General features: G+C 64.5%; 22 protein-coding genes and 1 pseudogene. 17 read left to right on the forward strand and 6 right to left on the reverse strand.

The features are described from left to right. The first annotated feature begins 30 nt into the window (after positions 1-30). From AC5RUQ_RS20195 to AC5RUQ_RS20225, 7 genes are all read left to right on the forward strand, one after another. Positions 31-1044 (forward strand): LacI family DNA-binding transcriptional regulator, encoded by a 1014-nt coding sequence (locus tag AC5RUQ_RS20195; protein WP_493949044.1) that lies wholly within the window; start codon positions 31-33, stop codon positions 1042-1044. A gap of 154 nt (positions 1045-1198) precedes the next feature. After that, the gene (locus tag AC5RUQ_RS20200) at positions 1199-2194 is read left to right on the forward strand and encodes a substrate-binding domain-containing protein (protein WP_493949045.1); all 996 of its coding nucleotides are present in this window, start codon (positions 1199-1201) and stop codon (positions 2192-2194) included. 24 nt (positions 2195-2218) lie between these two features. Then, the gene (locus AC5RUQ_RS20205) at positions 2219-3268 is read left to right on the forward strand and encodes an ABC transporter permease (protein WP_174175979.1); all 1050 of its coding nucleotides are present in this window, start codon (positions 2219-2221) and stop codon (positions 3266-3268) included. Positions 3269-3279: 11 nt separating this feature from the next. Then, positions 3280-4215: an ATP-binding cassette domain-containing protein gene (locus AC5RUQ_RS20210; protein WP_493949046.1), complete on the forward strand. Its 936-nt coding sequence runs from the start codon at positions 3280-3282 to the stop codon at positions 4213-4215. 144 nt (positions 4216-4359) lie between these two features. Then, complete coding sequence (locus tag AC5RUQ_RS20215) at positions 4360-5448, forward strand: Gfo/Idh/MocA family oxidoreductase (protein ID WP_493949047.1); 1089 nt, start codon at positions 4360-4362, stop codon at positions 5446-5448. Continuing rightward, the gene (locus AC5RUQ_RS20220; protein ID WP_493949048.1) at positions 5448-6233 is read left to right on the forward strand and encodes a TIM barrel protein; all 786 of its coding nucleotides are present in this window, start codon (positions 5448-5450) and stop codon (positions 6231-6233) included. The genes AC5RUQ_RS20215 and AC5RUQ_RS20220 overlap by 1 nt, the downstream gene beginning before the upstream one ends. Next, a complete protein-coding gene (locus AC5RUQ_RS20225) occupies positions 6230-7270 on the forward strand; it encodes a Gfo/Idh/MocA family oxidoreductase (RefSeq protein WP_493949049.1) in 1041 nt (346 codons plus the stop codon). Before AC5RUQ_RS20220 ends, AC5RUQ_RS20225 begins: the two co-directional genes overlap by 4 nt. Before the next feature lie 76 nt (positions 7271-7346). Here AC5RUQ_RS20225 and AC5RUQ_RS20230 read toward each other — a convergent pair whose 3' ends face one another. The 3 genes from AC5RUQ_RS20230 to AC5RUQ_RS20240 are packed head-to-tail and all read right to left on the reverse strand — an operon-like array spanning position 7347 to position 10058. Beyond that, positions 7347-8363, reverse strand: a complete 1017-nt coding sequence (locus AC5RUQ_RS20230; protein WP_493949050.1) for a LacI family DNA-binding transcriptional regulator — start codon at positions 8361-8363, stop codon at positions 7347-7349. Between the two features lie 43 nt (positions 8364-8406). Next, on the reverse strand, positions 8407-9300 hold the full coding sequence (gene iolB, locus AC5RUQ_RS20235; RefSeq protein WP_493949051.1) for a 5-deoxy-glucuronate isomerase: 894 nt from the start codon (positions 9298-9300) through the stop codon (positions 8407-8409). 17 nt (positions 9301-9317) lie between these two features. Beyond that, positions 9318-10058, reverse strand: coding sequence for a GntR family transcriptional regulator (locus AC5RUQ_RS20240; RefSeq protein ID WP_493949052.1), 741 nt, complete (start codon positions 10056-10058; stop codon positions 9318-9320). 282 nt (positions 10059-10340) lie between these two features. Here AC5RUQ_RS20240 and AC5RUQ_RS20245 point away from each other — a divergent pair. Beyond that, a pseudogene (locus tag AC5RUQ_RS20245) lies at positions 10341-10929 on the forward strand (MFS transporter). Further along, positions 10871-12004: an LOG family protein gene (locus AC5RUQ_RS20250; RefSeq protein ID WP_493949053.1), complete on the forward strand. Its 1134-nt coding sequence runs from the start codon at positions 10871-10873 to the stop codon at positions 12002-12004. The pseudogene AC5RUQ_RS20245 and the gene AC5RUQ_RS20250 overlap by 59 nt, the downstream one beginning before the upstream one ends. A 27-nt stretch (positions 12005-12031) precedes the next feature. Here the strand turns inward: AC5RUQ_RS20250 and AC5RUQ_RS20255 are convergent, their stop codons facing one another. Together AC5RUQ_RS20255 and AC5RUQ_RS20260 are read right to left on the reverse strand one after the other, a co-directional pair. After that, complete coding sequence (locus tag AC5RUQ_RS20255; RefSeq protein WP_493949054.1) at positions 12032-12967, reverse strand: matrixin family metalloprotease; 936 nt, start codon at positions 12965-12967, stop codon at positions 12032-12034. Between the two features lie 60 nt (positions 12968-13027). Continuing rightward, positions 13028-14227, reverse strand: coding sequence for a VIT1/CCC1 transporter family protein (locus AC5RUQ_RS20260; protein ID WP_493949055.1), 1200 nt, complete (start codon positions 14225-14227; stop codon positions 13028-13030). 250 nt (positions 14228-14477) lie between these two features. Between AC5RUQ_RS20260 and AC5RUQ_RS20265 the strand changes: the two genes are divergently transcribed. After that, on the forward strand, positions 14478-14702 hold the full coding sequence (locus AC5RUQ_RS20265) for a hypothetical protein (protein WP_493949056.1): 225 nt from the start codon (positions 14478-14480) through the stop codon (positions 14700-14702). Between the two features lie 80 nt (positions 14703-14782). Here AC5RUQ_RS20265 and AC5RUQ_RS20270 read toward each other — a convergent pair whose 3' ends face one another. Beyond that, positions 14783-16303: a sodium:solute symporter family protein gene (locus tag AC5RUQ_RS20270; protein WP_493949057.1), complete on the reverse strand. Its 1521-nt coding sequence runs from the start codon at positions 16301-16303 to the stop codon at positions 14783-14785. A gap of 274 nt (positions 16304-16577) precedes the next feature. On the opposite strand from AC5RUQ_RS20270, the gene AC5RUQ_RS20275 reads away from it, so the two are divergent. The 7 genes from AC5RUQ_RS20275 (at position 16578) to AC5RUQ_RS20305 (ending at position 26450) form a co-directional block, all read left to right on the forward strand. Beyond that, positions 16578-17153 (forward strand): cupin domain-containing protein, encoded by a 576-nt coding sequence (locus AC5RUQ_RS20275; protein ID WP_493949058.1) that lies wholly within the window; start codon positions 16578-16580, stop codon positions 17151-17153. 149 nt (positions 17154-17302) lie between these two features. After that, positions 17303-18367: an agmatinase gene (gene speB / locus AC5RUQ_RS20280; RefSeq protein ID WP_163165588.1), complete on the forward strand. Its 1065-nt coding sequence runs from the start codon at positions 17303-17305 to the stop codon at positions 18365-18367. Between the two features lie 5 nt (positions 18368-18372). After that, positions 18373-20070, forward strand: coding sequence for a thiamine pyrophosphate-binding protein (locus tag AC5RUQ_RS20285; protein WP_493949059.1), 1698 nt, complete (start codon positions 18373-18375; stop codon positions 20068-20070). 290 nt (positions 20071-20360) lie between these two features. Beyond that, positions 20361-20837 (forward strand): MarR family winged helix-turn-helix transcriptional regulator, encoded by a 477-nt coding sequence (locus AC5RUQ_RS20290; RefSeq protein ID WP_493949060.1) that lies wholly within the window; start codon positions 20361-20363, stop codon positions 20835-20837. Positions 20838-20849: 12 nt separating this feature from the next. Continuing rightward, positions 20850-22490, forward strand: a complete 1641-nt coding sequence (locus AC5RUQ_RS20295) for an MFS transporter (protein WP_493949061.1) — start codon at positions 20850-20852, stop codon at positions 22488-22490. A 151-nt stretch (positions 22491-22641) separates the two neighbouring features. Beyond that, entirely contained in the window at positions 22642-24375 is a 1734-nt protein-coding gene (locus AC5RUQ_RS20300) for an ABC transporter ATP-binding protein (RefSeq protein ID WP_493949062.1), read from the forward strand. Further along, the gene (locus AC5RUQ_RS20305) at positions 24372-26450 is read left to right on the forward strand and encodes an ABC transporter ATP-binding protein (RefSeq protein ID WP_493949063.1); all 2079 of its coding nucleotides are present in this window, start codon (positions 24372-24374) and stop codon (positions 26448-26450) included. The genes AC5RUQ_RS20300 and AC5RUQ_RS20305 overlap by 4 nt, the downstream gene beginning before the upstream one ends. Positions 26451-26531 lie beyond the last annotated feature (81 nt).

Here is a 26531-nt window from a genome sequence, read left to right on the forward strand (position 1 = left end):
ATTCTCAACCCAGAGATGAAAGGCTTTTTGATGACGAATGATCGCCCCAAAACCCGGCGCCCCACCATCTATGACGTCGCAAAGCAGGCGGGAGTCTCGCCGTCGTTGGTTTCGCTGGTGCTGCAGAATCCGGTGCGGGTAAGCGAGAAGCGGCGCGAGGCTGTGCAGGCGGCAATCACGGAACTTGGCTACCGCCCAAGCCAGGCAGCCACGGCCCTCGCAAGCAGCCGGACGAAGAGCATAGGCCTCGTGATCGACGACTACCGAAACCTGTGGTTCGTTGATCTTCTGCGGGGCATGGAGTCCGTGCTGACGCAGGAAGGCTACCGGGTGATGCTGGCTGACTCCCGGCCCGGCGAGAACCGGATCAGTGACGCTGTGGACGGCCTGCTCGCCATGCATGTTGACGGTTTGGTGATTGCGGCTGAACCCAGCGAGTCAATGCTCACCGGCGCTGGCGTGCCCACGGTGGTGGCAGGGTGGCGGAACGGCGTACCCGCCGGCGCGGACCTAATCACCAATGACGACGACGGCGGCGGTGCCATGGCTGCCGACCACCTGCTGGGTCTCGGCCACACCAGGATTGGGCACCTGTCGGGGTTCGGCGGCGCCGCCGCCCACCGCCGGGCGGGTTTTGCCAGCCGCCTTCGGGACGCAGGCGCTGATATGCGCGTCGTTGGGGAGACGGGGGGTACGTCGGAGGAGGACGGGTACGCATCGGCCTGCTGGCTGCTGGACCACCATCCTGACACAACGGCTATTTTCGCTGCCAACGACACCATGGCGCTGGGCGCCTTTGGAGCCATCAAGGCGCGCGGCTTGGCGGTCCCGTCTCAAATTTCCGTGATCGGATATGACAACTCAACCCTCGCCAAGTCCCGCTATCTGGAGTTGACCTCCGTGGACAACCGAAGCGACCTTGTGGGTAAGGAAGTGGCTAAAGCGCTGCTCGCACGGATAGAAAGCGCTGCCCCAAGCCCAGGGCGGACCCTTATTGCGCCGACATTGGTTGTCCGCGGAACCACTGCTCCGCTATCCGACTGAGGGTGCAGGAGGCCGAGCGCCAGACGTTGGTCTAAACATCCTAATGTCAGGACAAACTCTTGACATTCGTGAATTAGATCACCATGATCGAGGTAGGCAGTGCCCCGGAGGCTGCAAAGTGGCAGCCCGGGACCTGAGATCAAAGGAGATTATGGTGGCTAATTTTTCTTGGCGTAAAGCGGCTCTGTTGACAGCAGTAGTTCCCATGCTGGCGTTGAGCGCATGCTCAAGCGGTGGTGGACGGACTCCCGAAACTGGAACAGGGGGCGGTGGTGGCCAGGTTGCCACCACCGAGCGGATGAAGATAGCACTGATAGCGCACGCCCCCGCTGGTGACACCTTCTGGGATACCGTCCGTAAGGGCGCAGAAGAAGCTGCAGCAAAGGACAATGTCGAACTGCTCTACACGTCAGATCCTGAGGCCGGCCGGCAGGCGCAACTGATCGAGCAGGCGGTGGACCAGAAGGTGGACGGGATCGCGGTAACGCTGGCCACTCCCGACGCGCTGAAGAGTGCGCTCAAGAAGGCCTCTGATGCGGGAATCCCGATCGTGAGCTTTAATGCTGGCGAAGCGGCTTCTGCCCAACTCGGGGCGTTCACCCACTTCGGCTCGAATGAGAAGCTCGCCGGTGAAGCAGTGGGTTCGAAACTTGCCGAGGGCGGCTACAAGCACCCGGTCTGCGTCATCCAGGCGCAGGGGCACGTGGGGCTCGAGGCCCGGTGCGCCGGCGTGAAGGCCAAAGTGCCCGGTACCGAAATCCTGTATGTCAACGGTGCAGACATGACGTCTGTTGAATCGACGGCGACCGCAAAGCTCCAGGCTTCCGCGGATGCTGACGTCATCATCGGCCTCGGCGCACCCATCACGCTGACGCTCATGAAGTCAGTCTCTACGGCCGGAAGCTCGGCCAAGGTTGCCAGCTTCGACCTGAACAAGGAACTCGCGCAGAAGGTTGCCGATGGCAGCGTACTGTTCACCGTGGATCAGCAGCCTTGGCTGCAGGGCTACGGCGCAGTGGATGCGCTGTGGCAGAACAAGCGGGGCGGCTTCAAGCTCGGTGGCGGACAGTCAGTCCTCACTGGCCCGGCAATCGTCGACCAGTCCAATGCAACCGAAGTCCTGAAGTTTGCCGAACAGGGAATCCGCTAACAGCCGGCAGCAAGGAGAAACATCATGACCATCACCCAGACCAAGATCGCATCACCGGCGACCGATGAGCGCGTCGCCAAGCGCAATCCCTTGCAGAAGCTCCTCGGCCGGCCTGAGGTCGGTGCCCTGGTGGGCGCAATCGTCCTTTTTGTCTTCTTCGCGTTGGTGTCCCCGACGTTCACCCAGCCCAATGCGCTGGCAACCATTCTCTACGGCAGCTCCACAATCGGAATCATGGCCGTAGGGGTGTCGCTGCTGATGATCGGCGGGGAGTTCGACCTTTCCACAGGTGTCGCCGTGATTTCATCGGCGCTGACGGCGTCTATGTTCAGCTGGTACTTCAGCACGAATGTCTGGGTAGGGGTCCTCCTGGCTTTGCTGGTGTCCCTCGGTATCGGCTTCATCAACGGCTGGATCCTGATGAAGACCAAGCTGCCAAGCTTTATCGTCACTCTCGCAACCTTCCTGATGCTGACCGGCCTAAACCTGGGCCTTACGCGTCTGATCGGTGGCTCCGTCTCATCGCCGTCAATCTCCAACATGGATGGCTTCGATACGGCCCGCGGGGTCTTCGCCTCCGCGGTAAACATCGCCGGCATCGAAGTAAAAATCACGGTCTTCATCTGGATCGCACTGGTCGCCGTAGCCACCTGGGTGCTGATGCGGACCCGGGTTGGGAACTGGATCTTCGCCGTGGGCGGGGACGAGAACGCGGCCCGCGCAGTCGGCGTGCCGGTCAAGGCCACCAAGATTGGCCTGTTTATGGGCGTGGGATTTTGTGGCTGGGTCCTCGGCATGCACAACCTCTTCGCCTTCGATACCGTCCAGTCCGGTGAAGGTGTGGGCAACGAGTTCCTCTACATCATCGCCGCGGTGATCGGCGGGTGCCTGCTGACCGGCGGCTACGGTTCTGCGATCGGCGGCGCGATTGGAGCGTTCATCTTCGGCATGGCCAACAAGGGCATCGTCTACGCGCAGTGGAACCCGGACTGGTTCAAGTTCTTCCTGGGCCTGATGCTGCTCCTGGCCACCATCGTCAACCTTATCGTCAAGCGCCGCGCAGAACTGAAGTAAGGGGCCGGAAAATGAACGCACATGAAATAGACCAGCAAACGCTGCTCCAGAACGAACGGGACCCCCTCACCCACACCCCCGTCCACCTGCTTTCCCTCGAGGGCGTGGGCAAGCATTACGGCAACATCATCGCCCTGAGCGACGTCACCATGGCCGTGGATAACGGCCGGGTCACCTGCGTCCTTGGCGACAATGGTGCAGGCAAGTCAACTTTGATCAAGATCATCGCAGGCCTGCACCAGCATGATGCAGGGGTGTTGAACATCATGGGCGAGGAACGGAAGTTCTCTTCCCCCCGTGATGCTTTGGATGCAGGCATTGCCACCGTGTACCAGGACCTCGCGGTGGTGCCACTGATGCCGATTTGGCGGAACTTCTTCCTCGGCTCGGAACTGACCAGCGGTTTCGGCCCGTTCAAGAGCATGGACGTCGAGAAGATGAAGGCCATCACGCTCAAGGAACTGGCCGAGATGGGCATCGACCTGCGCGATGTGGAACAGCCCATCGGCCAGCTCTCTGGCGGTGAGCGCCAGTGTGTGGCCATCGCCCGGGCGGTGTACTTCGGCGCCAAGGTCCTCATCCTGGACGAGCCGACGGCGGCCCTCGGCGTGAAGCAGTCGGGCGTCGTCCTGCGCTACATCCTGCAGGCCAGGGACCGCGGACTCGGAGTCATCTTCATCACCCACAACCCGCACCACGCCTTCCCGGTGGGGGACAGGTTCCTGCTGCTCAAGCGCGGGAAATCAATCGGCTACTACGACAAGAAGGACATTTCCCTGGACGAGCTGACGGCCCAGATGGCCGGCGGCGCAGAACTCGCAGAGCTCGCCCACGAGCTGGAGCAGCTCGGCGGTCACGGTGATGTGGTCAAGGAAGTCCAGGCCGAGGTCGCCGACGTCACCCACGGCGCAGAAACGCCAAGGGAAAGCAGCCCGCGGCACGCCTAGCAGGGGGAGGAGGGGACCCGCGGCTAGAATGCGCCCCCTCGCCATGCCGCAAGTGCACCACAACATCAGACGGGAAGACAGTATGACGATCCGGGTTGGCGTCGCCTGATCCATCCCTGTTCACACCATCGAAAGGACGAGCCATTGGCTTATATCTCACAGCACCCTGCGGCAGCGCCCGTACCGGTCCGGATTGGACTCATCGGCTCAGGCTGGATGGGCGCGTTCCATGCCGAAAGCATTGCCCGCCGCGTCCCCGGTGCCGATCTAACCGCTATCGCGGACCCCAACGTGGAGTCCGCGCAAAACCTTGCCCAGGAACTGGGGACCGCGAAGGTGACGGCGGTTGCCGACGATATCCTGGCCGATCCGGAGATTGACGCCGTGATCATCGCCAGCCCGGCACGGTTCCATTCCGCCCTGATTGCCCAGGCCGCTGCAGCCGGAAAACACGTTTTCTGTGAAAAACCGGCCGGCCAGTCCCTGGCCGAACTCGATGCCGCCTTGGCCGCTGTGGACGAAGCCGGCGTCCTGTTCCAGATCGGCTTCAACCGCCGCTACGCGGATGACTTCCAGGCAGCGAAGAAGGATCTCGCCGCCGGAGTGGCGGGGACCCCTCAACTCCTGCGCTCGCTGACCCGCGATCCCGGGACGGGAAACATCCCCAACGCCGCCAGGGTCCCGGCCTGGACCATCTTCCTGGAGACGCTCATCCACGACTTCGACACCCTCAACTGGTTCAACGAGGGGGCCGAGCCCGTGGAGGTCTACGCGGTGGCGGATGCGCTCGTGGAGCCGTCCCTGCGCGACCAAGGGTTCCTGGATACGGCTGTGGTGACAATCCGGTACAGCAACGGCGCCGTGGCCGTGGCCGAAGCGAATTTCAGTGCACTGTACGGGTACGACGTCCGCGGCGAAGTCTTCGGCTCCAAAGGCATGGTGCAGGCCGGCCGGGCCACCGAAACGGCGTCCCGGCGTTATACCGCAGAAGGACTTTCGGCGGACACGCCCCGGCTCAACGTGGAGCTGTTCCGCCAGGCCTATACGGACGAACTCGCCGACTTCGCCGCCGCGGTGCGGGCAAGGCGCGACGGCGTGGCCTCGCCGTCGTCGGATGTCACCCTTACGCCCGGCGCCGCCGACGCCCGCCGCGCCCTGGCGATGGCCCTCGCCTGCATCGAGTCGGTCAAAAGCGGCGCCCCGGCTGCCGTCGCCCAGAAGGCAAACGTCTGATGCGGCTGGCCGTCTGTGCGGAAATGGTGTTTCTGGACCTGCCTTTCGTGGAACGGGTCCGCCGGGTCCACGAGGCCGGATTCGATGTTGAACTGTGGGATTCGCGGACCAAGGACGTCAAGGCATTAGCGGCCACCGGCGCAGTATTTTCCTCGATGACCGGTTACGCGTCCGGCAGCCTGGTGGATCCGGACACGGCCGATGACGTGGTGCGGACAGCTGAATCCCTGCTCCCCACAGCCCTTGAACTTGGCGTCAGCCGGATGGTGGTGCACCCGGCGGAATTGGTGGAAGGCCGGGCCGCCCGCCCCGCCTACCGTTCCACCGGCCGCATGTGGGCCACCGGCGCACGGACGCTGGAAAGGCTCGGCAACCTGGGCGAGAAGCACGGCGTGACGTTCTGCCTGGAAAACCTGAACACCATCCTGGACCACCCCGGCATTCCACTGGCACGGGCCAAGGACACCCTCGCCCTGGTGGAGGCCGCCGGGCACCCGAACGCCAAGCTGATGCTGGATCTCTATCACGCCCAGCTGGGGGAGGGGAACCTCATCGAACTGGTGAGGCGCGCCCTGCCGTACATCGGGGAAATCCAGGTGGCGGATGTACCCGGCCGCTGCGAGCCCGGAACCGGAGAAATCAACTACGCAGCTGTTGCCAGGGCCCTCGCCGATGCCGGCTACGAGGGCACAGTTGGCCTGGAAGCATGGGCCAGCGACAGCAGCGCCCAGGCCCTCGATGCCTTCCGGAACGCCTTTACCGTGTATGCAGAGGAAAAACAATGAAGGATGTAACGCTTGGCCTGGTAGGGGTTGGCCGGATCGGCGTCATGCACGCCACCAACATCGCAGGCCTCAACGGGGTGCTCAACCCGAAGGGCATCAACGTCAGGCTCAGACTCACGGATGTGGCCGAAGAGCACGCGCGGACCGTGGCAGCCGGCCTGGACGCCGGGTTCATGCCGTCCGTTGAAGCCCTCCTTGCCTCCGGCGTAAACGGCCTGGTGGTGGCAACAGGCACCGCCACCCATCCCGAGCTGATCAAAGCCGGGGTGGACGCCGGCATCCCGGTCTTTTGCGAGAAACCGGTGGCAATGAATGTGGCGGATGCCCTCCCCGTGCTCGATTACATCCGCAGCAGGAACGGCGTAGTCCAGATTGGCCACCAGCGCCGCTTCGATTCCGGCTACCTGGCAGCCAAACGGGCCTACCAGGCAGGCGAGTTGGGCTGGATCCATTCCCTGCGCGCTGTCACCTGTGACATGGCACCGCCCCCCGTGGAGTTCCTGGCCACGTCCGGGGGACTCTTCCGCGACTGCTCCGTCCACGATTTTGACATCCTGCGCTGGTTGACCGGCCGCGAGATTGTCGAGGTCTACGCCAAAGGCTCCAACAACGGTGATCCGGCAATCGGCGAAGTAGGGGACGTGGATACCGCGCTGGCGCTGGTGACTTTCGACGACGGCACCGTGGGCACTGTCTCAGCGACGCGTTACAACGGGGCCGGCCACGATGTCCGGCTGGAGATCCAAGGGTCCAGCCGGTCGCTGACGGTGGGACTGGATGAGAAGACCGCCATGGCGTCGGCCGAGCCCGGCGTAGGTTTCCCTTCCGGTGAGCCGCACAGGACGTTCGCCGAGCGCTTTGACCAGGCCTACCGTTCCGAAATGGCCGCGTTCGTTGAGCTTGTCCTTGGCCAGCGTGGCAATCCCTGCACGCCGGAGGACGCAGTGGCCGCCTCCCGGGTGGCCGACGCCGCCCAGGAATCGTTGGCCACTCGTGTCCCGGTGAGGGTGGAACCAGCCACGGCGGGCGTCCGCTGAAAGTTCGGGTGCGAGTTCTTGTCCAGATATGCAGGCCTTGAGGTGGTGCCTGAGTCCGCATATGTGGACAAAAACTCTAGGTGGCGGCCAGTCCGGAGGAGCGCCGGACCATCAGGACGGGTTCCAGCTTACGGGTCACCGGCGGTCCTTGGCTGCCCGCCCCGCGCTCCAGCATCACCTGTGCCGCGAGCCGGCCGAGTTCCCCGGCGTGCTGGTCAATGGACGTCAGGCCGATCAGAGGAGAGGCCGCCACCTCGATGTTGTCACAGCCCACGACTGCCACATCATCCGGGACCTGCAGTCCGCGGGAAGCGAGGGCTTCCATGATGCCGATGGCAGTGAGGTCGTTGTGGGCAAAGATCGCTGTGGGCAGGGCGGCGCCGGAAGCCAGGAACTGTTCCATGACGTCCCGGCCGCCGCGCTCGGTCATGTCGCTGTGCACCAGCATCGGCTCAAGGCCGAACTGCTTCATGGCGTGCAGGTAGCCTTCGCGTCGCGCGGTGTACGGCAGCCAGTCCGAAATATCCACGTGGGCAATCCGCCGGTGCCCCAGTCCGTGCAGGTGCTCCACGGCGAGTGCTCCGGAGCGGAAGTCATCGGTCAAAACTGAATCAACGCCGTCGGCCTCCAATTCCCTGGTGATGACGACGGCGGGCGTTCCGCGGAGTGCGGCCTCCAGTTCACCGGCCGAGCCGGTATAGCCGGCCAGGATCACACCGTCCACCCGCAGGTCCACGAAGTTCTTCACGGCTTCGAGTTCAGTGCGGGGATCAGCGGAGCCGACGGCGACCATCACCTGGTTGCCGCTGCCGGCGAGGCCCTCGGCAATGCCGTCGTAAATGTCGGCGAAGACCGAGTTGTGCAGGTCAAGGAAGAGGACGCCCAGGGTGTTGGTGCGGCGGCTCGCCAGCCTGCTGGCCAGGCGGTTGGGGGAGTACCCCAGGGCGGCGGCGCTTTCCAGCACCGCCGTCCGCTTGGCGGGCGAGACCTTCGGGGAATCGCGCATCACCAGGGAGACCAGCGCCCGGCTCACGCCGGCTTCACGTGCCACATCCTCCATGGTCACGGACCGGGCGGGGGAAGTCTGCTTCACAGGTGTCCACTGTCCACTATGCCATCGTCCGGCCGTGCCGCGTTCAGGCGCCGAACGGCAGTCGGGGGTCGATGTCCTGCCCGTCCCACGTCTGGCGCACCCAGCCGTGGTGGGGGTCGTCACTGATGAGCCATTCGCGCACCGGTCCAGGTCCGGCCATCACGTTCAGGTAATACAGGTCGTAGCCGGGAGCGGCCATCGCGGGACCGTGCCAGCCGTAGGGAACCAGGACAACGTCGCCGGTCCTGACCTCGGCGGACACCTCGATGGGACGGTCATCGGAAGCGTAGACGCGCTGGTAGCCGATGGCATCGGCGTCGGCCGGGGCAGCTGAACCGGCGGCCACCTGTGTCTCGAAGTAGTAGATCTCCTCCAGGTGCGTCTCGCCGTCCTTTTCCTCATCGTGTTTGTGAGGGGGGTAGGAGGACCAGTTGCCGGCGGGGGTGAGTACTTCGCAGACGATGAACCTGTCGGCTTCTAGTGCGGCGGGCGTCCCGAAGTTGTGGACCTGGCGTGAGCAGTTGCCGGCCCCGCGCAGTTCCACCGGGGTTTCGGCGGCGGTCACCAGGCGGGTGGGGTACGAATCCTTTGCCGGTGCGGTGGCAACCGCCACCCGGCCGCCGTCGGCCGAGCTGATGGTGACCTGCCGCCCCGTGCCGGAGTAGAGGACGTCGCTGGGGCCGTGGAACACGGAGGAGCGTCCCGCCAGCTCGTATTCCGCGCCGTCCATGGTGACGGTGAAGGACCCGTTGAGCGGGACCACAATGCGTTCCTCGTCTGCGGCCGGGAGGACGACGTCGGCCCTTGCAGCGAGGGTGGCAACTTTCAGGCCGGTGTGGGCCCACCCTTCCACGGCGAGCGCGGAATCGGAGGTACCGATCGAGACGTCCCACTTGCCGTCGGCGGCGGTGCCCAGGGGGTAGACCCAGTTGGTCATGGAGTTGACTCCTTGGATTAGCGCTGTACGAGTGTCATTTCAAAGCTGTAGGAATCCGCGCGGTACACATGGTGGCCGGTTTCAACCCGGCGGCCGGTATCGTCCACTGCGGTGCGTTCCATGGTGACCAAGGCGGATCCCTGCTCTGTGTCGAGCATGCCGGCCTGGTATTCGTTTGCGGTCATTGCCCCGATCCGCTGGGTGGCCAGCCGGAAGTTGACGCCCCCGCGGCGCAGGATGGCGTAGAGCCCCTCTGCGGACAGCATCGCCTCGTCCATATCCGTGATGTCGTCGCGGACCCAGTTCTCCATCAGGGCCAAGGGCTTGCCGCCCACTTTCCGCAGCCGGGTGAAGTGGTAAACCTTTGAACCGGCCGGGAGCTGCAGCGTGGCAAGGGTGGCTTCGTCCGCCTCGATATGGGCGAAGCTCAGAACCTCGGTGGTGGGTTTCTTGCCGTTGTTGGTGAGGTCGTCATAGAGGCTGGAGAGTTCCAGCGGGCGCCGCACCTGGCTTGACACCACCTGGGTTCCCACACCTCGTTTCCGCACCAGCAGCCCGGACCTGACCAGCTCGTCCATGGCCTTGCGCATGGTGGGGCGGGAAAGGTTCAGCTGGGCCGCGAGGTCGATCTCGTTGTCCAGCCGGCTGCCCGGTTCCAGGACGCCGCTGTAGATCGCCGCTTCTATGCCCTGGACCACTTGATGATAAAGGGGCACAGGGGAAGATCGATCCACGCTGAGACCCAGGTTGTTTGCCACTTTTACGTTCCTGCTCCTCGGTTACAGCTTCGACCCGGTCGGGGCCAGGAAGCGCTTGACCACTTCGCAATATGTTCGCTTGATAGGACATAGTCTCCTCCTCGATGGTAGCAGGCCGGATTGGCCGGTCAAGAGCCCGCGGCGGAATAGAGCAGGGCAGCATGGGCTGAGGTAATTGTTCTGACATTAGGACTTTTCATTGACAGCCCCTGTCAGAGCGCTCTAAAGACGGTGGCACGCATCACATCGAAGCAACCGTCCCTGAGAGAATCTGAGGCAACAATGCTGTTGCAGAACCAATCCCCTGGCGCCAAAAGCCGCGGCTACCTCGCGCGGCTGACAGTGATTTCCACCCTCGGCGGCCTGCTCTTCGGCTACGACACAGGCGTTATCTCCGGCGCACTCTTGTACATGAACGATTCGCTAAACATGAACTCCGTTGAGGAAGCAACAGTGGTGAGTGCGCTGCTCTTTCCTGGCGCGGCGGTTGGCGCCCTGGCCGGCGGCCGCATGGTTGACATACTTGGACGCCGCGGCTCCCTGCTGATTTGCGCGCTCCTGTTCCTCTTCGGCGCCATTCATGATCGCGGCCCGCATCCTGCTGGGCCTGGGCGTGGGCGCTGCAGCCGTCACCTGCCCGCTGTACCTGGCGGAGATGGCACCCTCCCACCTCCGCGGCCGGATGGTGACCATTAATGTGCTCATGATTGTGACAGGCCAGATGCTGGCTCCACAGACGCGGGGTCAGATACCGCCCATCCGGAACTCCTGGACGGGCGGTATCTGGCCCCGCTTTGCTTTAGGTTTAGAGCGTGAACCTCTCCGGAAACCTGGGCCCCCACCCCCACACCCTCGAAGTCCAGGACCTTGAAAGCTTCGACCAGCTGGTCGGCGCAGGAGCCCCGGACATGCACGGCTGGCATGCGCAGTCCCTGGACCTGCGGGGGAGGACGGCCGCGCTGGAGGGTATGAACGTTGAAGGCGCCATCTTCCTTGGCTGCACCTTTGACGATGGGACAGAGGATACCCTCCGCCGCCGCGGCGCCTTGATTTTTCCGCGCCTCGAGTCCGTTCCGTTCAACCCCTACCGGGGCAGTTTGTATTCGCCCGCAGAGCTTTACGCCGGGCTCGCCGATGCCCCGTACGAGCAACTGCCCGACGCCCGCATCTACCAGTGGAGTATCCAACCGGGGCAACGGCACCGGCTTGACGCCACCCTCGCCTCAGCGCTGCACGACCACGCCGTCGGCGATGCCCTCGAGGAGGCAATCCATTCCGGGCCGTTCGCAGCCCGGTCCGTGGTGGGTGTGATGGGTGGACATGCTGCCCAGCGGGGGAGTGCGGACTATACCCAGGCAGCACGGCTCGGCTGGCTGCTTGCCCGAAACGGGCACGTGGTGGCCACCGGCGGCGGACCGGGAGCAATGGAGGCAGCCAACCTGGGCGCCTACCTGAGCCAAGCGGACGACGGCGGGCTGCAGGCTGCGCTGGCGGGCCTCGCCTCCGTTCCGGGGTTCCGTCCCTCGGTGTCCGCGTGGGCGCGGGCGGCCGCTGCCGTCGTCGAACGTTTTCCGGGCGGAACACCGTCGCTTGGCATCCCCACCTGGTTCTACGGACACGAGCCGCCCAACTACTTCGCCACCCACATCGCCAAGTACTTCGCCAACGCCATCCGCGAAGCCATCCTGCTCGAGCTGTGCCAAGGGGGCATCATCTTCCTGCCCGGAGCCGCAGGGACGGTCCAGGAGATTTTCCAGGACGCCTGCGAGAACTACTACGGCGCCCGCGAGAAAATCACGCCCATGGTGCTGGTGGGCAGGCACCATTGGGAACACCGGTATCCGGCGTGGCCCATGCTCCGCAGCCTGGCTGAGGGGAGGCCCATGGCCGAACGGCTCTTCCTGGTGGACACAGTGGACGAGGCAGTGGCCGTCCTTCACGGCTAGCCAGGACATCGGCGTGGATCAGGCTGCTCAGAGATCCTTTCGGCACTGGGCCTTGCTGAGTTCGAACAGGCCGTTGAGGTCCCCTGCGGACAACCCCTCAGGAGTGCCGATCTCCGGGTACATCAGCTGAGTGGGGTCCGTTACGTGGTCAAGGCCCATCACATGGCTGAGTTCGTGCAGGATCACTGCCGTGGCATAGAGGTGGCCATCGGGGTTCAGCAGTTCGTCCGCAATCTGCGGTGCGTCCAGGTCCAGGCCGCCGGTAACAAAGGTCTTCGGGCCGTCGCCGTAGCTGTAGTGGGTGCTGCCGCCGGTGCCGATTACTTTGCCCTTCAGCTGCGGCGCCACATCCGGTGTGGTCCATGCAATGAGCAGCGGAGCCCAGCGCTCGCCGTAGGCATCAGGCTGGTACGGGGGCCGTTGGGGCGACGGCTGTTCGGTTGTGGTGCCATCGTAAACGAAAGCAATGCCTGTGGCTGCGGAAATAGTAGTGATGGCGTCTGCGACCAGCTGCTGCGCCCCCGCCGGCGCCAAAGCATCGTTGACGACATAGTGCAGTGGCCGGCACGGGGAGTAACCTACTGGGCTGCCGTCGCCGTTGACTGCCAGGAACCGGTACGCGTCACTGCCCATCGTGGGTGGCGTGGGCTGGCCGAGGGGAGCATCCTTTTCCTCAACTCCCACCGGCGGCGCTCCCGTCCGTGCCTCTGCAGGGGTTTGCGCTCCGGCCTCCCCGGCAGTCCCGGCTTGGGGCACGCCGCCTTCTTGCCCGCCGGTGCCCTGCCCAAAGGGCCCCGGACCAAGGCGGACATCGAGGAGATCCTTGAACCGCGGATCGTCAAGCACCAGCGCTGCCCCCACCAACGCTGCGGAGAACAGGGCGCCTGTGAGCACGAACCGAAGGGCCTTGCCGGTACTTCCAGTGCGTGCCCGCCTTCCGGCGTGGCGCGGCTGGCCCTCCACTACTGCATCCCCATTATTCTGTCCCCCCGCTTATCCACTACTGCCAGTGAAACCCTACTGCTAGTGGACGACAGTGCCGAAGACCAGCCCCAGCAGGTACGTGACGGCGGCGGCGCCCAGGCCAATGGCGAGTTGCCGCAGGCCGCGGGTCAGCGGCGAAGTGCCGGAGAGCAGGCCCACGATGCCGCCGGTCACCAGCAGGGCGAGGCCCACGAGTACGCCCGCCACCACCAGGGCAGCCACTCCGGTCAGTCCGAACAGGAACGGAAGGATGGGGACGATGGCGCCTGAAGCAAAGAAGCAGAAGCTGGACAACGCTGCGCCCCAGGCGGTGCCCACGGCCTCGTGCTGGTCCTCGGCCTCGGGAAGCTCCGGCTGCAGGGACAGGCTGGGGTCGCAGTCGCAGGACAGGAGGCCCATGCGTTCGGCGACCCTGTGCTGCGCCGCTTCCTGGGACATTCCCCTGGCCAGATAAACGAGCAGCAGTTCGTTGTGCTCGATGTCCAGCTTCGGGGCGGCTGCCAGTGTGACCTGCGTGGGGCGGGTGGCTGCCAGGAGCTCGCGCTGGGAGCGGACCGAGATAAATTCGCCGGCTCCCATGGACATCGCACCGGCCAGCAACCCGGCGATGCCACTGAGCAGCACCACACTGCTGGCTACGCCCGATGCTGCCATGCCCATCACCAGGGAAAGGTTGCTGACCAGGCCGTCGTTCGCACCGAACACGGCGGCACGGAAGGTGCCAGCCAGCCGGTTGCGGCCCCGGGTGGCCAGCCCCCGTACTACTTCCTCGTGGATCTGCTCGTCTGCGGCCATTGCAGCAGTGGCGTTGGGATCCTTGGCGTAGGGGGAGCGGCCTTCTGCCCGTTGGGCCAGCGCCAGGACAAAGACGGAGCCGAAGTGGCGCGCCAGGAAACCGAGCAGCTGGCTCCGGATTGACGCCGGCCGGGCCTTGCCGGCGTGTTTACCGAGGAGGCCCAACCAGTGGGCCTCGTGCCGTCCCTCCGCTTCGGCCAGGGCCAGCAGGATGTCGCGTTCTTCGCCCTGCCGGTTCTGCGCAAGGTCCCGGTAGACGGCGGCTTCGGCCCGTTCGTCCGCCAGGTACTGGCGCCAGCGCCGGATGTCCGCGGGTGTGGGCTGGGCTACGCGCCGGGCTTCCGCGCCTGGCAGGGATGGAGCGGGAACTGACGGAACAGAATCCGAGGGAACGGACCCTGCAGGGGAGTCGCGGTGGTGGTCTGGATTGGCGTGCTGGGACACGAAAACTCCTGGGCTGGACGGGGCATGGTTCGGCCCCATTGCTCCGCCAGCTTACAGAGGAAATCCGCGGTTTTTCGGCTGGCTTCCCTCACTCCTGGGTTTCGGTGACCCTCAAAATCAGCAGGCTTCCGGAGGCATTTGGGGCAAGCAGCGCACCCTTGACCGCGGCTCCCGGCGGTGCTGTGATGAAACTGTGGCGCACGCCAGCGCCCTGTAAGAGCACGTCAGGCGAACAAACGGAGGTTGGATCATGGGCACCACCGGACCGCACGCGGACATGCCGCACCTGGAAGCCGTCGAAGCGGACCCCGCTTACGACTACGCAGAGGATGCACCCGTCAATGAGGACGACTGGGACACCGAGGATGACCTCCTGGACGAAGAGGAGCCGGTGGTACACCCGGCCCCGATAGTCATCGACGCAGAGGACCGCCCGGTTCCGCTGGACCCGGACGAGATCCGCGAGACCGAATAGAACGGACGACGGCGGCACCTCCCCTTCCGCGGAATGCGAAGGAGAGGTGCCGCCGTCGTATGCGGGGCAGTTAGCTGCTGCTACGGGGCGGACACCGGTTCCGCCGGAGCATCCGGGGCTTCCTGCCCGGCGACCCGGCGCTGCCAGTTGCGCATCACCTGGGGGTCCGTGGGCTTGGTCAGCAGGGAGACCGCAACGTACACCACGGCGGAGGCGAGCAGGCCGTAGTAAATGGGCTCATTCGCATAGATGCCGTCCAGCGGCGCTTTGGCGTTGATCTCCAGGATGATCATGGTGCCGAGCGTGACTACCGAACCCACAGCCATAGAAGCGGCCGCGGCCACACCGGTGCCGCGCTTCCAGACCAGGCCGCCGAGGATGGCCACAAGGAGGCCGCCCACCAGGATGTCGTACGCGATAGTCAGGGCCGCGACCACGTCCTTGGTGATGATGGCGATGACGATGGCGATAATGCCCAGGGACAGGACCCAGATGCGGTTGGCTTTGACGTCGTGCTCGGGGTTGTCCGTGTCCTCCGTGTTAATGGTCTTGCCGAACCAGCTGGCCACAAACGGCAGGACGTCGGCGCGGGCAACGGTTGCGGCGGCGATGAGGGCGCCTGAAGCTGTTGACATCATGGCAGCAACAGCGGCTGCCAGGACGAGTCCGCCGATGCCGACGGGCAGCAGGGTCTGGGCCACTTCGGCATAGACGTCGTCCTTGGCGGCAATCTCCATGTTTGACAGGGCCACGCTGGCGCCCATGCCGATCAGCGCGCCGGCAACACCGTAAAGGATGCAGTAGATGCCGGCCGTGGCGCCGCCCCACCGGGCCACTTTGGCCGTCTTGGCCGTGAAGACGCGCTGCCAGATGTCCTGGCCGATCAGCAGGCCGAGGGTGTACACCACGAAGTAGGTGATGATGGTCTGCAGGCCGATGCCGTCGATCTGGAAGAAGCTCTCGTCAACACGGCTGCGGATGCCGTCGATGCCGCCTGCGGCGTTGAGGGTGAAGGGGAGCATCAGGAAGAAGATGCCAACAGTCTTGATGATGAACTGCACCTGGTCCGCCAGGGTGATGGACCACATGCCGCCCACCGTGGAGTAGACCAGCACAATGGCGCCGCCGATGGCGATGGCAATGGCGCGGTCCCAGCCGAAGAGCACCACGAAAATGGTGGCGTAGGCGCCGGTGGACGTGGCGCAAAGCATGAGCGTGTAGGCGAGCATCACGATGCCCGATGCCTCAGTGGCCCGGCTGCCGTAGCGCAGGGTAAGCATCTGCGAGACGGTGTAGATCTTCAGCTTCTGGATGGTCCCGGCGAACAGCAGGCTGAGGAGCAGGACGCCAGCGCCGATGGCGACCACGAGCCACATGCCTGAGATGCCGAACTTGTAGCCAAGTCCTACACCGCCGACTGTGGAGGCGCCGCCCAGGACGACGGCGGCCATGGTGCCGGTGTACAGGAAGGGGCCAAGGCGCCGGCCGGCGACAAGGAAGTCGCTGTTGTTTTTGGTGCGGGACTTGCCCCACCAGCCGAATGCCAGCATTGCGAGAAGGTACACCACCACGATGGCGATGTTGATGACATTTGCGTCCACGTTGGACTCCTTGGAGCTGTTTGGCAGCCGGGGTGGCCTCCGGGGAATTGGTGGGGAAGCCGGAAGCCGCTGCACGAGGGGTGGGATGAGAGTAAGTTCTCAGATATTGCCTTATAGGCAACAAGTGTTTTCCAAAGAGTAGGCTGTGACCGTGGTAACAGTCAAGGGATGTTGCTGCCGGCAGCCACGCGCGCCACGCAGGCGTCACAGAAGCTGCTGGCCATTAGTATTGCTCCAGAGTGGGGCCGGGCGGCCGGCCATGAAAGGTACGCAGATGAAGGCACTGCCAGTTGAGCCGAGTAACGTGCCCGTTGCCATCGGTTCCAGGATCCGGGCCGCACGGCAGGCCCAGCGGCTCACTATTGAACAGGTAGCTGACGCCACCGGGCTGACCAAAGGGTTCCTCAGTCGGGTGGAGCGCGACCTGACCTCGCCTTCGGTGGCTTCCCTCGTGACCCTTTGCCAGGTGCTCTCAATCTCCATCGGGGAGCTCTTTGCTGCGCCGGAGACCCACCTCACCAAGCGCAATGACGGGCCGCGGATCTCGCTCGGCGGCCAAGGCATCGTGGAGCGCCTGCTCACCGCCCGTTCAGAGCGGCGCATCCAGATCATCCAGGCCTGCATCGAACCGCACGGCCGCGGCGAGACCGAGCTCTACGCCGTGGACTGCGACGTGGACGTACTCCATGTCATTAAGGGCAATATCAGGCTGATCCTTACCAACGAGGAGTACGACCTCAGCGCCGGGGATACCGTGACCTTCCCTGGCCGGGAGCCGCACACCTGGATCAACCCCACCGACAAGCCGGTGGAAGTTCTCTGGGTCCTGGTCCCGGCTGCCAGTCGCTGATCCCAAGACGACTTGTCCCCATCCCGCTCCCGCCCTGATAGGCACACCCTCGAAAGGGTCGAAAGAGTAAACAACTGGTGCACACAGGGAAACAATCTGTATGATGGCAGTCACATCAGTCCCTCAACTCCTCGAAGGAGAGGCCTCCATTGGAAGAGCTGCGCATCGAAGCCAACGGCAACCTTGGCCCCATCGATTCATCCCGTATTCCCCGTTACGCCGGGGCTGCCACCTATGCCCGCCTTCCGCGCCTGGACCAGGTGGAAAAAGCGGACGTCACGGTGGTGGGCGTTCCCTTCGACTCCGGCGTCTCCTACCGCCCCGGCGCCCGCTTCGGCGCCAACCACGTCCGGGAAGCCAGCCGGCTGCTGCGCCCGTACAACCCTGCCTGGGACGTGAGCCCCTTCGAAAACATCCAGGTGGCCGACGCCGGTGACATGGCGGTCAACCCCTTCAACATCAATGAGGCCATCGAGACCGTGCAGCAGAACGCGCTCGACCTCACAGCCGGCGGCAGCAAGCTGGTGACCCTCGGCGGTGACCACACCATTGCGCTGCCCCTGCTCCGCGCCGCCGCCGAGCGTGCCGGCGAACCCATCGCGATGCTGCACTTCGACGCGCACCTGGACACGTGGGACACCTACTTCGGCGCCGAGTACACCCACGGCACACCGTTCCGCCGCGCCGTCGAGGAAGGCATCCTGGATACCGAGGCCATCAGCCATATCGGCACCCGCGGGCCTCTTTACGGCAAAAAGGATCTCGACGACGACCATCGCTTTGGGTTCGGCATCGTCACCTCCGCGGACGTCTACTACCAGGGCGTCCTGGAGACCGTGGCCAAGGTCAGGGACCGGATCGGAAACCGCCCGCTGTACATCTCGGTGGACATCGACGTCCTGGATCCGGCCCACGCCCCGGGTACCGGCACACCCGAAGCCGGCGGCATCACCAGCCGCGAGCTGCTGGAAATCATCCGCGGCTTCCGCGGCATGAACCTGGTGGGCGCCGACGTCGTGGAGGTTGCCCCCGCCTACGACCACGCCGAAATAACTGGCGTGGCCGCAAGCCACGTGGCCTTCGAACTCGTCACCTTGATGGCAGACAATGCCGTGGCGGGGGACCGCTTCGGAGCGGCCACGGGCTACGCGGCCCAGGCCCTCGGCCAGGAAGTCCGCCGCCCGGCAGGCTTCGCCGCGGCCGGCAAGGAGTAGCCGGCATGATCGACTTCGACCCGGGTACGGCCGCTCCCACAAAGGCGACGGGTGCCCGCAATGGCGGGGACCTCGTAGTCGAAACGCTGGAAGCCCTGGGCGCGAAAACCGTCTTTGGCATCCCGGGCCAGCATGCACTGGGGCTCTTTGATGCAATGGGGCGCGGCAACCTGCAGTTCGTGTCGTCGCGGGTGGAGAACAATTCCGCGTTCGCTGCTGACGGGTATTCACGGGCAACCGGCGAGGTGGGTGTCCTTTTCCTGTCCACCGGCCCCGGCGCCCTGACGTCCCTGGCCGGGCTGCAGGAAGCGTATGCCACCGGCGTTCCGATGGTGGTGGTGGCGAGCCAGATCCCGCTTGAGGGGCTGGGCGCCCGGCGCAAGGGCATGCTGCACCAGCTGGACGACCAGAAGGCGTCGGCCGCCAACGTCACCAAGAGCCAGCGGCTGATCCAGCACGCATCGGGCATCCCGTCGGCCATCCAGGACGCCTGGACCGAAGCCATCTCATCGCCCCAGGGGCCGGTGTGGATCGAAATCCCGCAGAACGTCCTGCTGGACCCGATCATGGTGCCTCCCGTGGAGGACGCGCTGGCGGAAGCGGCGGACAACCCGCCGCGGGTGGAGCTGGTCCGTGAAGCGGTGAAATGGCTGCGGGCCGCGGAACGTCCGGCCATCATTGCTGGCGGCGGCACCCGGCGGGGCCGGGCAGAGAAGTCCTTGCTCTCCCTCGCAGAAAAGCTTCGCGCTCCCGTGATCTGCACCCCGGGCGGCAATGGCGCGTTCCCCTGGAACCATGAACTGTCGCTGCAGTCCTGGATCGAGGACCGCCACATGACCGATGTGCTGGAGGACGCTGACGTCCTGGTGGTGATCGGTTCGTCCCTGGGTGAGGTCACCTCCAACTACTTCACCTTTGAGCCGCGGGGCAGGATCATCCAGATTGACGCCGAGCCCCGGGTCCTGGAGTCCAATCGACCAGGTCTGGGCATCCGTGCCGACGCCGGGCAGGCACTGGCCGCCCTGGACGAAGCGCTGGTGGTTGAGCATGCGGAAACCAGGCCGAACTGGCACGGGACGTCGCCGGAGGACCTGGTGAAGGAATCGCTCGCGAAGGTCCGTGCCTGCCTGGAATCCCAGGACCTGGGCAAGGAACTGAAGTTCATGTCCGACATCCGCGAAGCAGTCCCCGCGGACATGCAAACCTTCTGGGACATGACGATCTCCGCTTATTGGGGCTGGAGCTGCTGGGATGCGCGGGAGGGCCAGTTCCACTCGGCGCAGGGTGCCGGCGGCCTGGGTTACGGCTTCCCGGCAGCCATTGGCGCGGCAGTGGGACTGGAAACGGTGGGCAGGCCCGGCCGGGTACTTGCCGTGTCCGGCGACGGCTCATCGATGTACTCCATCTCCGAACTGGCCACTGCCAAGCAGCACAACGTGCCGGTCACCTGGCTGATTGTGGACGACGGCGGCTACGGAATCCTTCGCGAATACATGGTGGGTGCGTTCGGCAAGGCCACCGCCACCGAACTCGCCCGGCCGGATTTCGTCAAGCTCGCCGAAGCGTTCGGCGTGCCTGCCACGAAAGTGGCCCCCGAGGACGTGGGGGAGGCGCTGAAGGCGGGCTTCATTGGCGACGGGCCCAACGTCGTCGTGGTGGAAACGCTCCTGAAGATGTTCGCGCCCACCCACTTGCCTGCCTAACTGCTCCGGTCTTGCGCCGGAACCGAAAGCTAAAGGCCCCGCAGCACGAGTCCGTGTTGCGGGGCCTTTTTGGCAACCGCTCCGCCTGATGGGGGACAAGCGGAGTAGCTGAAACCAGAGTAATAGAAAGCATGCTTACGTTTCAAGCTTCGGCTGCGGCCGGTTCTGTTCGCGGGAAGTTGTGCCCCATTCTGCGAGCTCTGACCCACCCGCACGTGCACTTAGTTTCCCAAAGCAACCAACTTGGGATATAGTTGCTTCAGGCAAACAAGTAAGGAGTGCCTGAAGTCATGGCAGTAGCACCGGATACGGCAGCGGATCTCGTGTACCAAATCTTCGATCTCCAACGCGCAGTGCGGTGCATAGCCACTGCCAGCGTTCGCGGGCAGGACACCGGAGTAGCGCTCCAGGGTGTCCTGCGCTTCGTGGGGGAGGGGGAGTCCCGGGCCACCAGGCTCGCCGAGCGGCTGGGCGTCAGCGCCCCGGTCCTCAGCCGGCACATCGCGGACTTGGAAGAGCATGGCTTGGTGATCCGCAGGCAGGATCCCGACGACGGCCGGGCCCAGTTGGTTGCCCTCACACCCATGGGAGCGGAGAAACTCCGCTCCATCGAGGAGCAGCGAGCGGCGGCGCTGCAGGACTACCTGCGCGACTGGAGCGAGGAAGACGCCGGCACTACGGCAAAAGTCCTGCACAAGCTCACCGACTCACTTAAGCAATCAGCCCGGGCAAAGGCGGCCGGCACCACCACAACCCACACCTCCTAGGAGCTGAACCCGATGGCAACCCACATTGCGGCAAGCCAAGCCCCCGCCGCGGCCACAATATCCACCGCACCGGCGGGGGCACCGCCCGAAATGTCCCATCGCCAGATCATGGAAGCCCTCACCGGGCTCCTCGCCGCGTTCTTTACTGCGATCCTCAGCAGCACCATCGTGGCCAACGCGCTGCCCACCATCATGTCCGACCTGCACGGCACCCAGACAGACTTCGCCTGGGTCATCACAGCTGCGCTGCTGGCCAACGCCGCCACTACGCCGATCTGGGGCAAGCTCGCCGACCTCTACAACAAAAAGGTCCTGGTCCAGCTGAGCATTGTCATCTTCGTGGCCGGCTCCGTGATGGCCGGTCTTTCCGAAACCATCCCCCTGCTCCTTGGTGCCCGGGTAATCCAGGGCGTCGCCATGGGCGGCCTCACCGCCCTTGCCCAAGCCATCATCGGCACGATGATCCCGCCGCGCGACCGCGGAAAGTACTCCGGCTACATGGGCGCAGTGATGGCAGTCGGCACCGCCGGCGGCCCCCTGCTGGGCGGGTTCATCGTCGACAGCCCGCTGGGCTGGCGCTGGACCTTCTTCGTCTGCGTGCCGCTCGCCGTCGTCGCACTGATCCTGCTGCAGGTCACCCTGAAAATCAGCCACGTCCGCCGGCCCGCCAAGATCGACTGGCTCGGTTCCATACTGCTCACGTCCGGCGTGAGCCTGCTCCTGATCTGGGTCTCGTTCGCCGGCAACCCCGCCTACTACGGCTGGGTTTCCTGGCAGTCCGCCCTGATGGTGGGCGGCGGCATCGTCCTGCTGGCGCTGCTGGTCCTGGTGGAATCCAAGGTGGAGCAGCCCATCATCCCGCTGAAGATCATTTCTGAGCGCACCACGGCACTGGCCATCATCGCTTCGGTGGCGGTGGGCATCGCCATGTTCGGCTCATCCACGTTCCTGGGCCAGTACTTCCAGGTGGCCCGCGGCGCGACCCCCACTGAAGCCGGGCTCCTCACGCTGCCAATGATCGCCGGAAACCTGACCGGCTCGGTGGCATCCGGCCTGCTGATCAGCCGGACCGGCAAGTGGAAGGGCTACCTGATCGCCGGCTCCATCCTGCTGATCGGCGGACTGGGACTGGCCGGAAGCATGGACCACACAACCGAGCTGTGGCACGCCGGCGTATTCACCGCTGTGCTCGGCCTCGGACTGGGCATGCTGATGCAGAACCTCGTCCTGGCTGTGCAGAACACGGTCCGTGCCGCGGATATTGGAACGGCCAGTGCCTCGGTGGCGTTCTTCCGGTCCGTGGGTGGCGCCATCGGCGTCTCCGTGCTGGGCGCCATCTTGGCGAACAGGGTCAGCGAGCTTGCCACCAAGGGCCTCACAGCGGCCGGCATCCCGGTGCAGGGCGGCGCGGCCCGCTCCAGTATGGACCTGGCACACATGCCGGAACCGGTGCGGGACATCATGCGGGCCGCCTACGGAGATGCCACCGCGGAAGTCTTCCTGATCTCCGCGGCCGTGACCGTCGTCGCGCTGATATCGGTGCTGTTCATCAAGGAAAAGCCGTTGCGGCGCACCGTTGACATCCAGCCTGCACAGGAGCCGGCCCAGCAGAAGGAAGGCGCGACGGCGGAGCCGGCCTCCGCTGCCCGGTAAGCCATGGGCACTACTCCTCCCGGATGATCTTTCGCCGGGCTGTTTCACCCCCGGAAGGAGTTTCGTAGAGTGGGAAGGCTAAGGATGTCAGCCCCGGCTGGTACTACTTAACCCTCACCACTTCGCGAACTCTTCTTAAGGACCCGTGGGCATGCTCCTGACCCTCATACGGCGGTTTTCCAGGCCGTACATGCCATACATCGTGGCCGTCATCGTCTTCCAGCTGGCGTCAACCATCGCTGCTCTGTACCTCCCCAGCCTGAACGCCCAGATCATTGACGAGGGGGTATCCCGCGGGGACACCGACTTCATCTGGCGCACAGGCGGGGTGATGCTCCTCGTCGCCTTCATCCAGGTGGGAACAGCGATCGCCGGCGTCTACTACGGCTCCAAGACCGCCATGGCCGTAGGGCGCGACCTTCGGCGCGGGGTGTTCCGCAAAGTCACCAGCTTTTCCGCGAAGGACGTCAACACCTTCGGTGCGCCCACCCTGATCACGCGCGGCACCAATGACGTCCAGCAGGTCCAGATGCTGGTACTGATGGGGCTGAACTTCATGGTGGCCACTCCCATCATGTGTATCGGCGGCATCATCATGGCCCTCCGTGAGGACATCAACCTGTCCTGGCTGGTCTGGGTCTCCGTGCCCGTCCTGGTGGTGGTTGTGGGTTACCTGGTGGTCCGCCTGATGCCGCTCTTCCGTGCCATGCAGAAGAAGATCGACCGCATCAACGGGGTCCTCCGCGAACAGATCATCGGCATCAGGGTGGTGCGTGCCTTTGTCCGGGAACCCTTTGAGACCGAGCGGTTCGGCGAAGCCAACAAGGACCTCACTGACGTATCCCTGAAGATCGGCGCCCTGTTTGTGCTGATGTTCCCGGCCATTGGCATGATCCTGCACCTGTCCACCGCTGCCGTGCTGTGGTTCGGCGGGCAGCGCGTGGACTCGGGCGAGATGCAGGTGGGCGCACTCACCGCGTTCCTCCAATACCTGCTGCAGATTCTGGTGGCCGTCATGATGGGCACCTTCATGGCCATGATGATCCCGCGTGCCTCGGTATGTGCGGACCGCATCGGCGAGGTGCTCGACGTCGAGCCCTCCATCCACGATCCCGAACGGCCGCAGGCCCCGGCTGCACTGGCAGGCGTGGTGGAGTACCGGAACGTCACGTTCGCATACCCGGGCGCGGAGTCGCCCGTGCTGAGCAACATCAGCTTCACTGCCAAACCAGGCCAGACCATCGCGATCATCGGTTCCACGGGCGCAGGGAAGACGTCCCTGTTGTCCCTGCTGCCGCGCCTGTACGACATCGCCGAGGGCGAAGTGCTCTTGGACGGCGTATCGGTCGACAACCTGGACCGGGCGGAGATCACCAGGCGCGTGGCACTGGTCCCGCAGCGGCCCTACCTCTTCTCCGGCACTATCGAGCACAACCTCCGGTTTGGAAAGACCGAGGCCACTGACCAGGAGCTCTGGGATGCACTCGAGGTGGCACAGGGCGCAGACTTTGTCCGGGACAAGAAGAACGGGCTGAACTCCCGGATTTCGCAGGGCGGGACCAACGTTTCCGGCGGCCAGCGGCAGCGCCTCTGCATCGCCCGCGCACTGGTCACCAAGCCCCGGGTCTACCTCTTTGATGACTCCTTCTCCGCCCTTGACGTCGCCACTGACGCCCGCCTCCGGGCGGCGCTCAAGCGCACCACCGCCGACGCCACGGTCATCATCGTGGCCCAGCGCATTTCCACCATCACCGAAGCGGACCAGATCCTGGTCCTGGACAACGGCCGCATCGTGGACCGCGGAACACACGAGGAACTCCTGGAAACCTCACCCACCTACCAGGAAATTGTTGAATCCCAGCTGAGCGTGGAGGAAATGGCATGAACCCCCGCAAGAGAGACTCCACCGACATAAAAGAGACAACAAGCTCCCAGGACCAGGCTGACCCGGGTCTGGTGGAGGACGGCGCGGTTGAGGACGAGGCGTTCTTCGAAGAGGAATACAAGCCTTCCGAAGCCGACGGCGACATGTTCGGCGGCATGCCGGCGAAGAAGGCTGAACACTTCTGGCCGTCCGCCAAGCGGCTGATGGGGCTGCTGAAGCCAGAGGCTGCGGGCATCTACGCTGTGGTTGCGATGGTGGTGGTCGCGGTGGTCCTGAACGTTATTGCCCCCAAGATCCTGGGCCAGGCGATGGACGTGATTTTCGGCGGTGTGGTTGGCAAGCAACTCCCGGCAGGCGCCAGCAAGGAAGAATTCGTGGCCGGACTGCGCCAGCAGGGGCAGGACAACTTCGCAGACATGGTCTCCAAGATGGAACTGGTACCCGGAAGCGGCATCGACTTCCAGAAGCTGTCCTTCCTTATTGCCGTGGTGCTGCTGATGTACTTCGTTGCCAACATCTTCCTGTGGCTGCAGGGCTACGTCCTGAACCGCATCGTGATGAAGGTTATCCGCAGGCTTCGCGATGACACCGAAAAGAAGCTCAACAGGCTTCCGCTGAACTACTTCGACACCCGCCAGCGCGGCGACGTCCTCTCCCGGGTGACAAACGACGTCGACAACATCCAGCAGGCGCTGCAGCAGGCGTTCGCCCAACTGATCAACTCGCTGCTGACAGTCATCGGCATTGTGATCATGATGTTCATCGTCTCCTGGCAGCTGGCCCTCATTGCCTTGGTGGCGCTGCCGCTGTCCGGCGTCGCTGCCGGGATCATCGGCTCGCGCAGCCAGAAGCTCTTTGCAGCGCAGTGGAAAAACACCGGTGCTTTGAACGGCCAGATTGAGGAGTCGTTCTCCGGCCATGACCTGGTGCGGGTGTTCGGCCGGGACGCAGACATGCTGGAACGGTTCGAGGAACGCAACGAGGCCCTGTACAAGGCCAGCTTCGGGGCACAGTTTGTTTCGGGCATCATCTTCCCGGTGATGCAGTTCGTCTCCTACCTCAGCTACGTGGGGATTGCCGTTGTGGGGGGACTCCGGGTGGCCTCGGGTTCCATGTCCCTGGGCGATGCCACAGCCTTCATCCAGTACTCCCGCGAGTTCACGCAGCCGCTTGGCCAGATGGCGGGGATGGCCAACATGCTCCAGTCCGGCGTGGCATCCTCCGAGCGCGTGTTCGAATTCCTGGATGCCGAAGAACAGGACGTCGAAACGGCCACGGAACACCTTCCGGCCAAGACGGACGGGCACGTCGAGTTCAAGAACGTCACGTTCAGCTACACGGAAGACAAGAAGCTGATCGAAGACCTGTCCTTCACGGCGGAACCGGGAAATACCGTGGCCATTGTTGGGCCCACCGGAGCCGGGAAGACCACCCTGGTCAACCTGGTGATGCGCTTCTACGAGCTCAACTCCGGATCCATCACGCTGGACGGAGTGGACATCACCCACCTCAGCCGGTCCGAACTCCGCTCCAAGGTGGGCATGGTGCTCCAGGACGCCTGGCTGTTCGGCGGCTCCATCTACGACAACATCCGCTACGGCAACCTGGACGCCACCGAGGAGCAGGTCATGGCCGCGGCCAAAGCCACCTTCGTGGACCGCTTTGTCCGCGCCCTGCCCGAGGGCTACGACACCGTGATTGATGAGGAAGGCAACAACGTCAGTGCCGGCGAAAAGCAGCTCATCACCATCGCGCGCGCCTTCGTGGCCAATCCGTCGCTGCTGATCCTCGATGAAGCCACCAGCTCCGTTGACACCCGTACTGAGCTGCTGGTGCAGAAGGCCATGGCAGCGCTCCGCACGGACCGCACCAGCTTTGTAATCGCCCACCGGCTCTCCACCATCCGCGACGCCGACACCATCCTGGTCATGGAGAACGGCAGGATCGTGGAGCAGGGGAACCACAAGGTCCTCCTCGCTGCGGAAGGCGCCTACTACCGGCTGTACATGTCCCAGTTCGCCGGTGCGGACGCAGGGGAACTGCCGGTGGATGATTCGACGGCGGTGCGCAGCTGAGCGCGCAGGAGGCCCCGGTGCAGGAAGACGCATCATTGCAGGAAGACGGCGTGGCGCGGCAGGATGGCACAGCGCGGCAGG

This window comes from Arthrobacter sp. MDT2-3 (assembly GCF_059090465.1).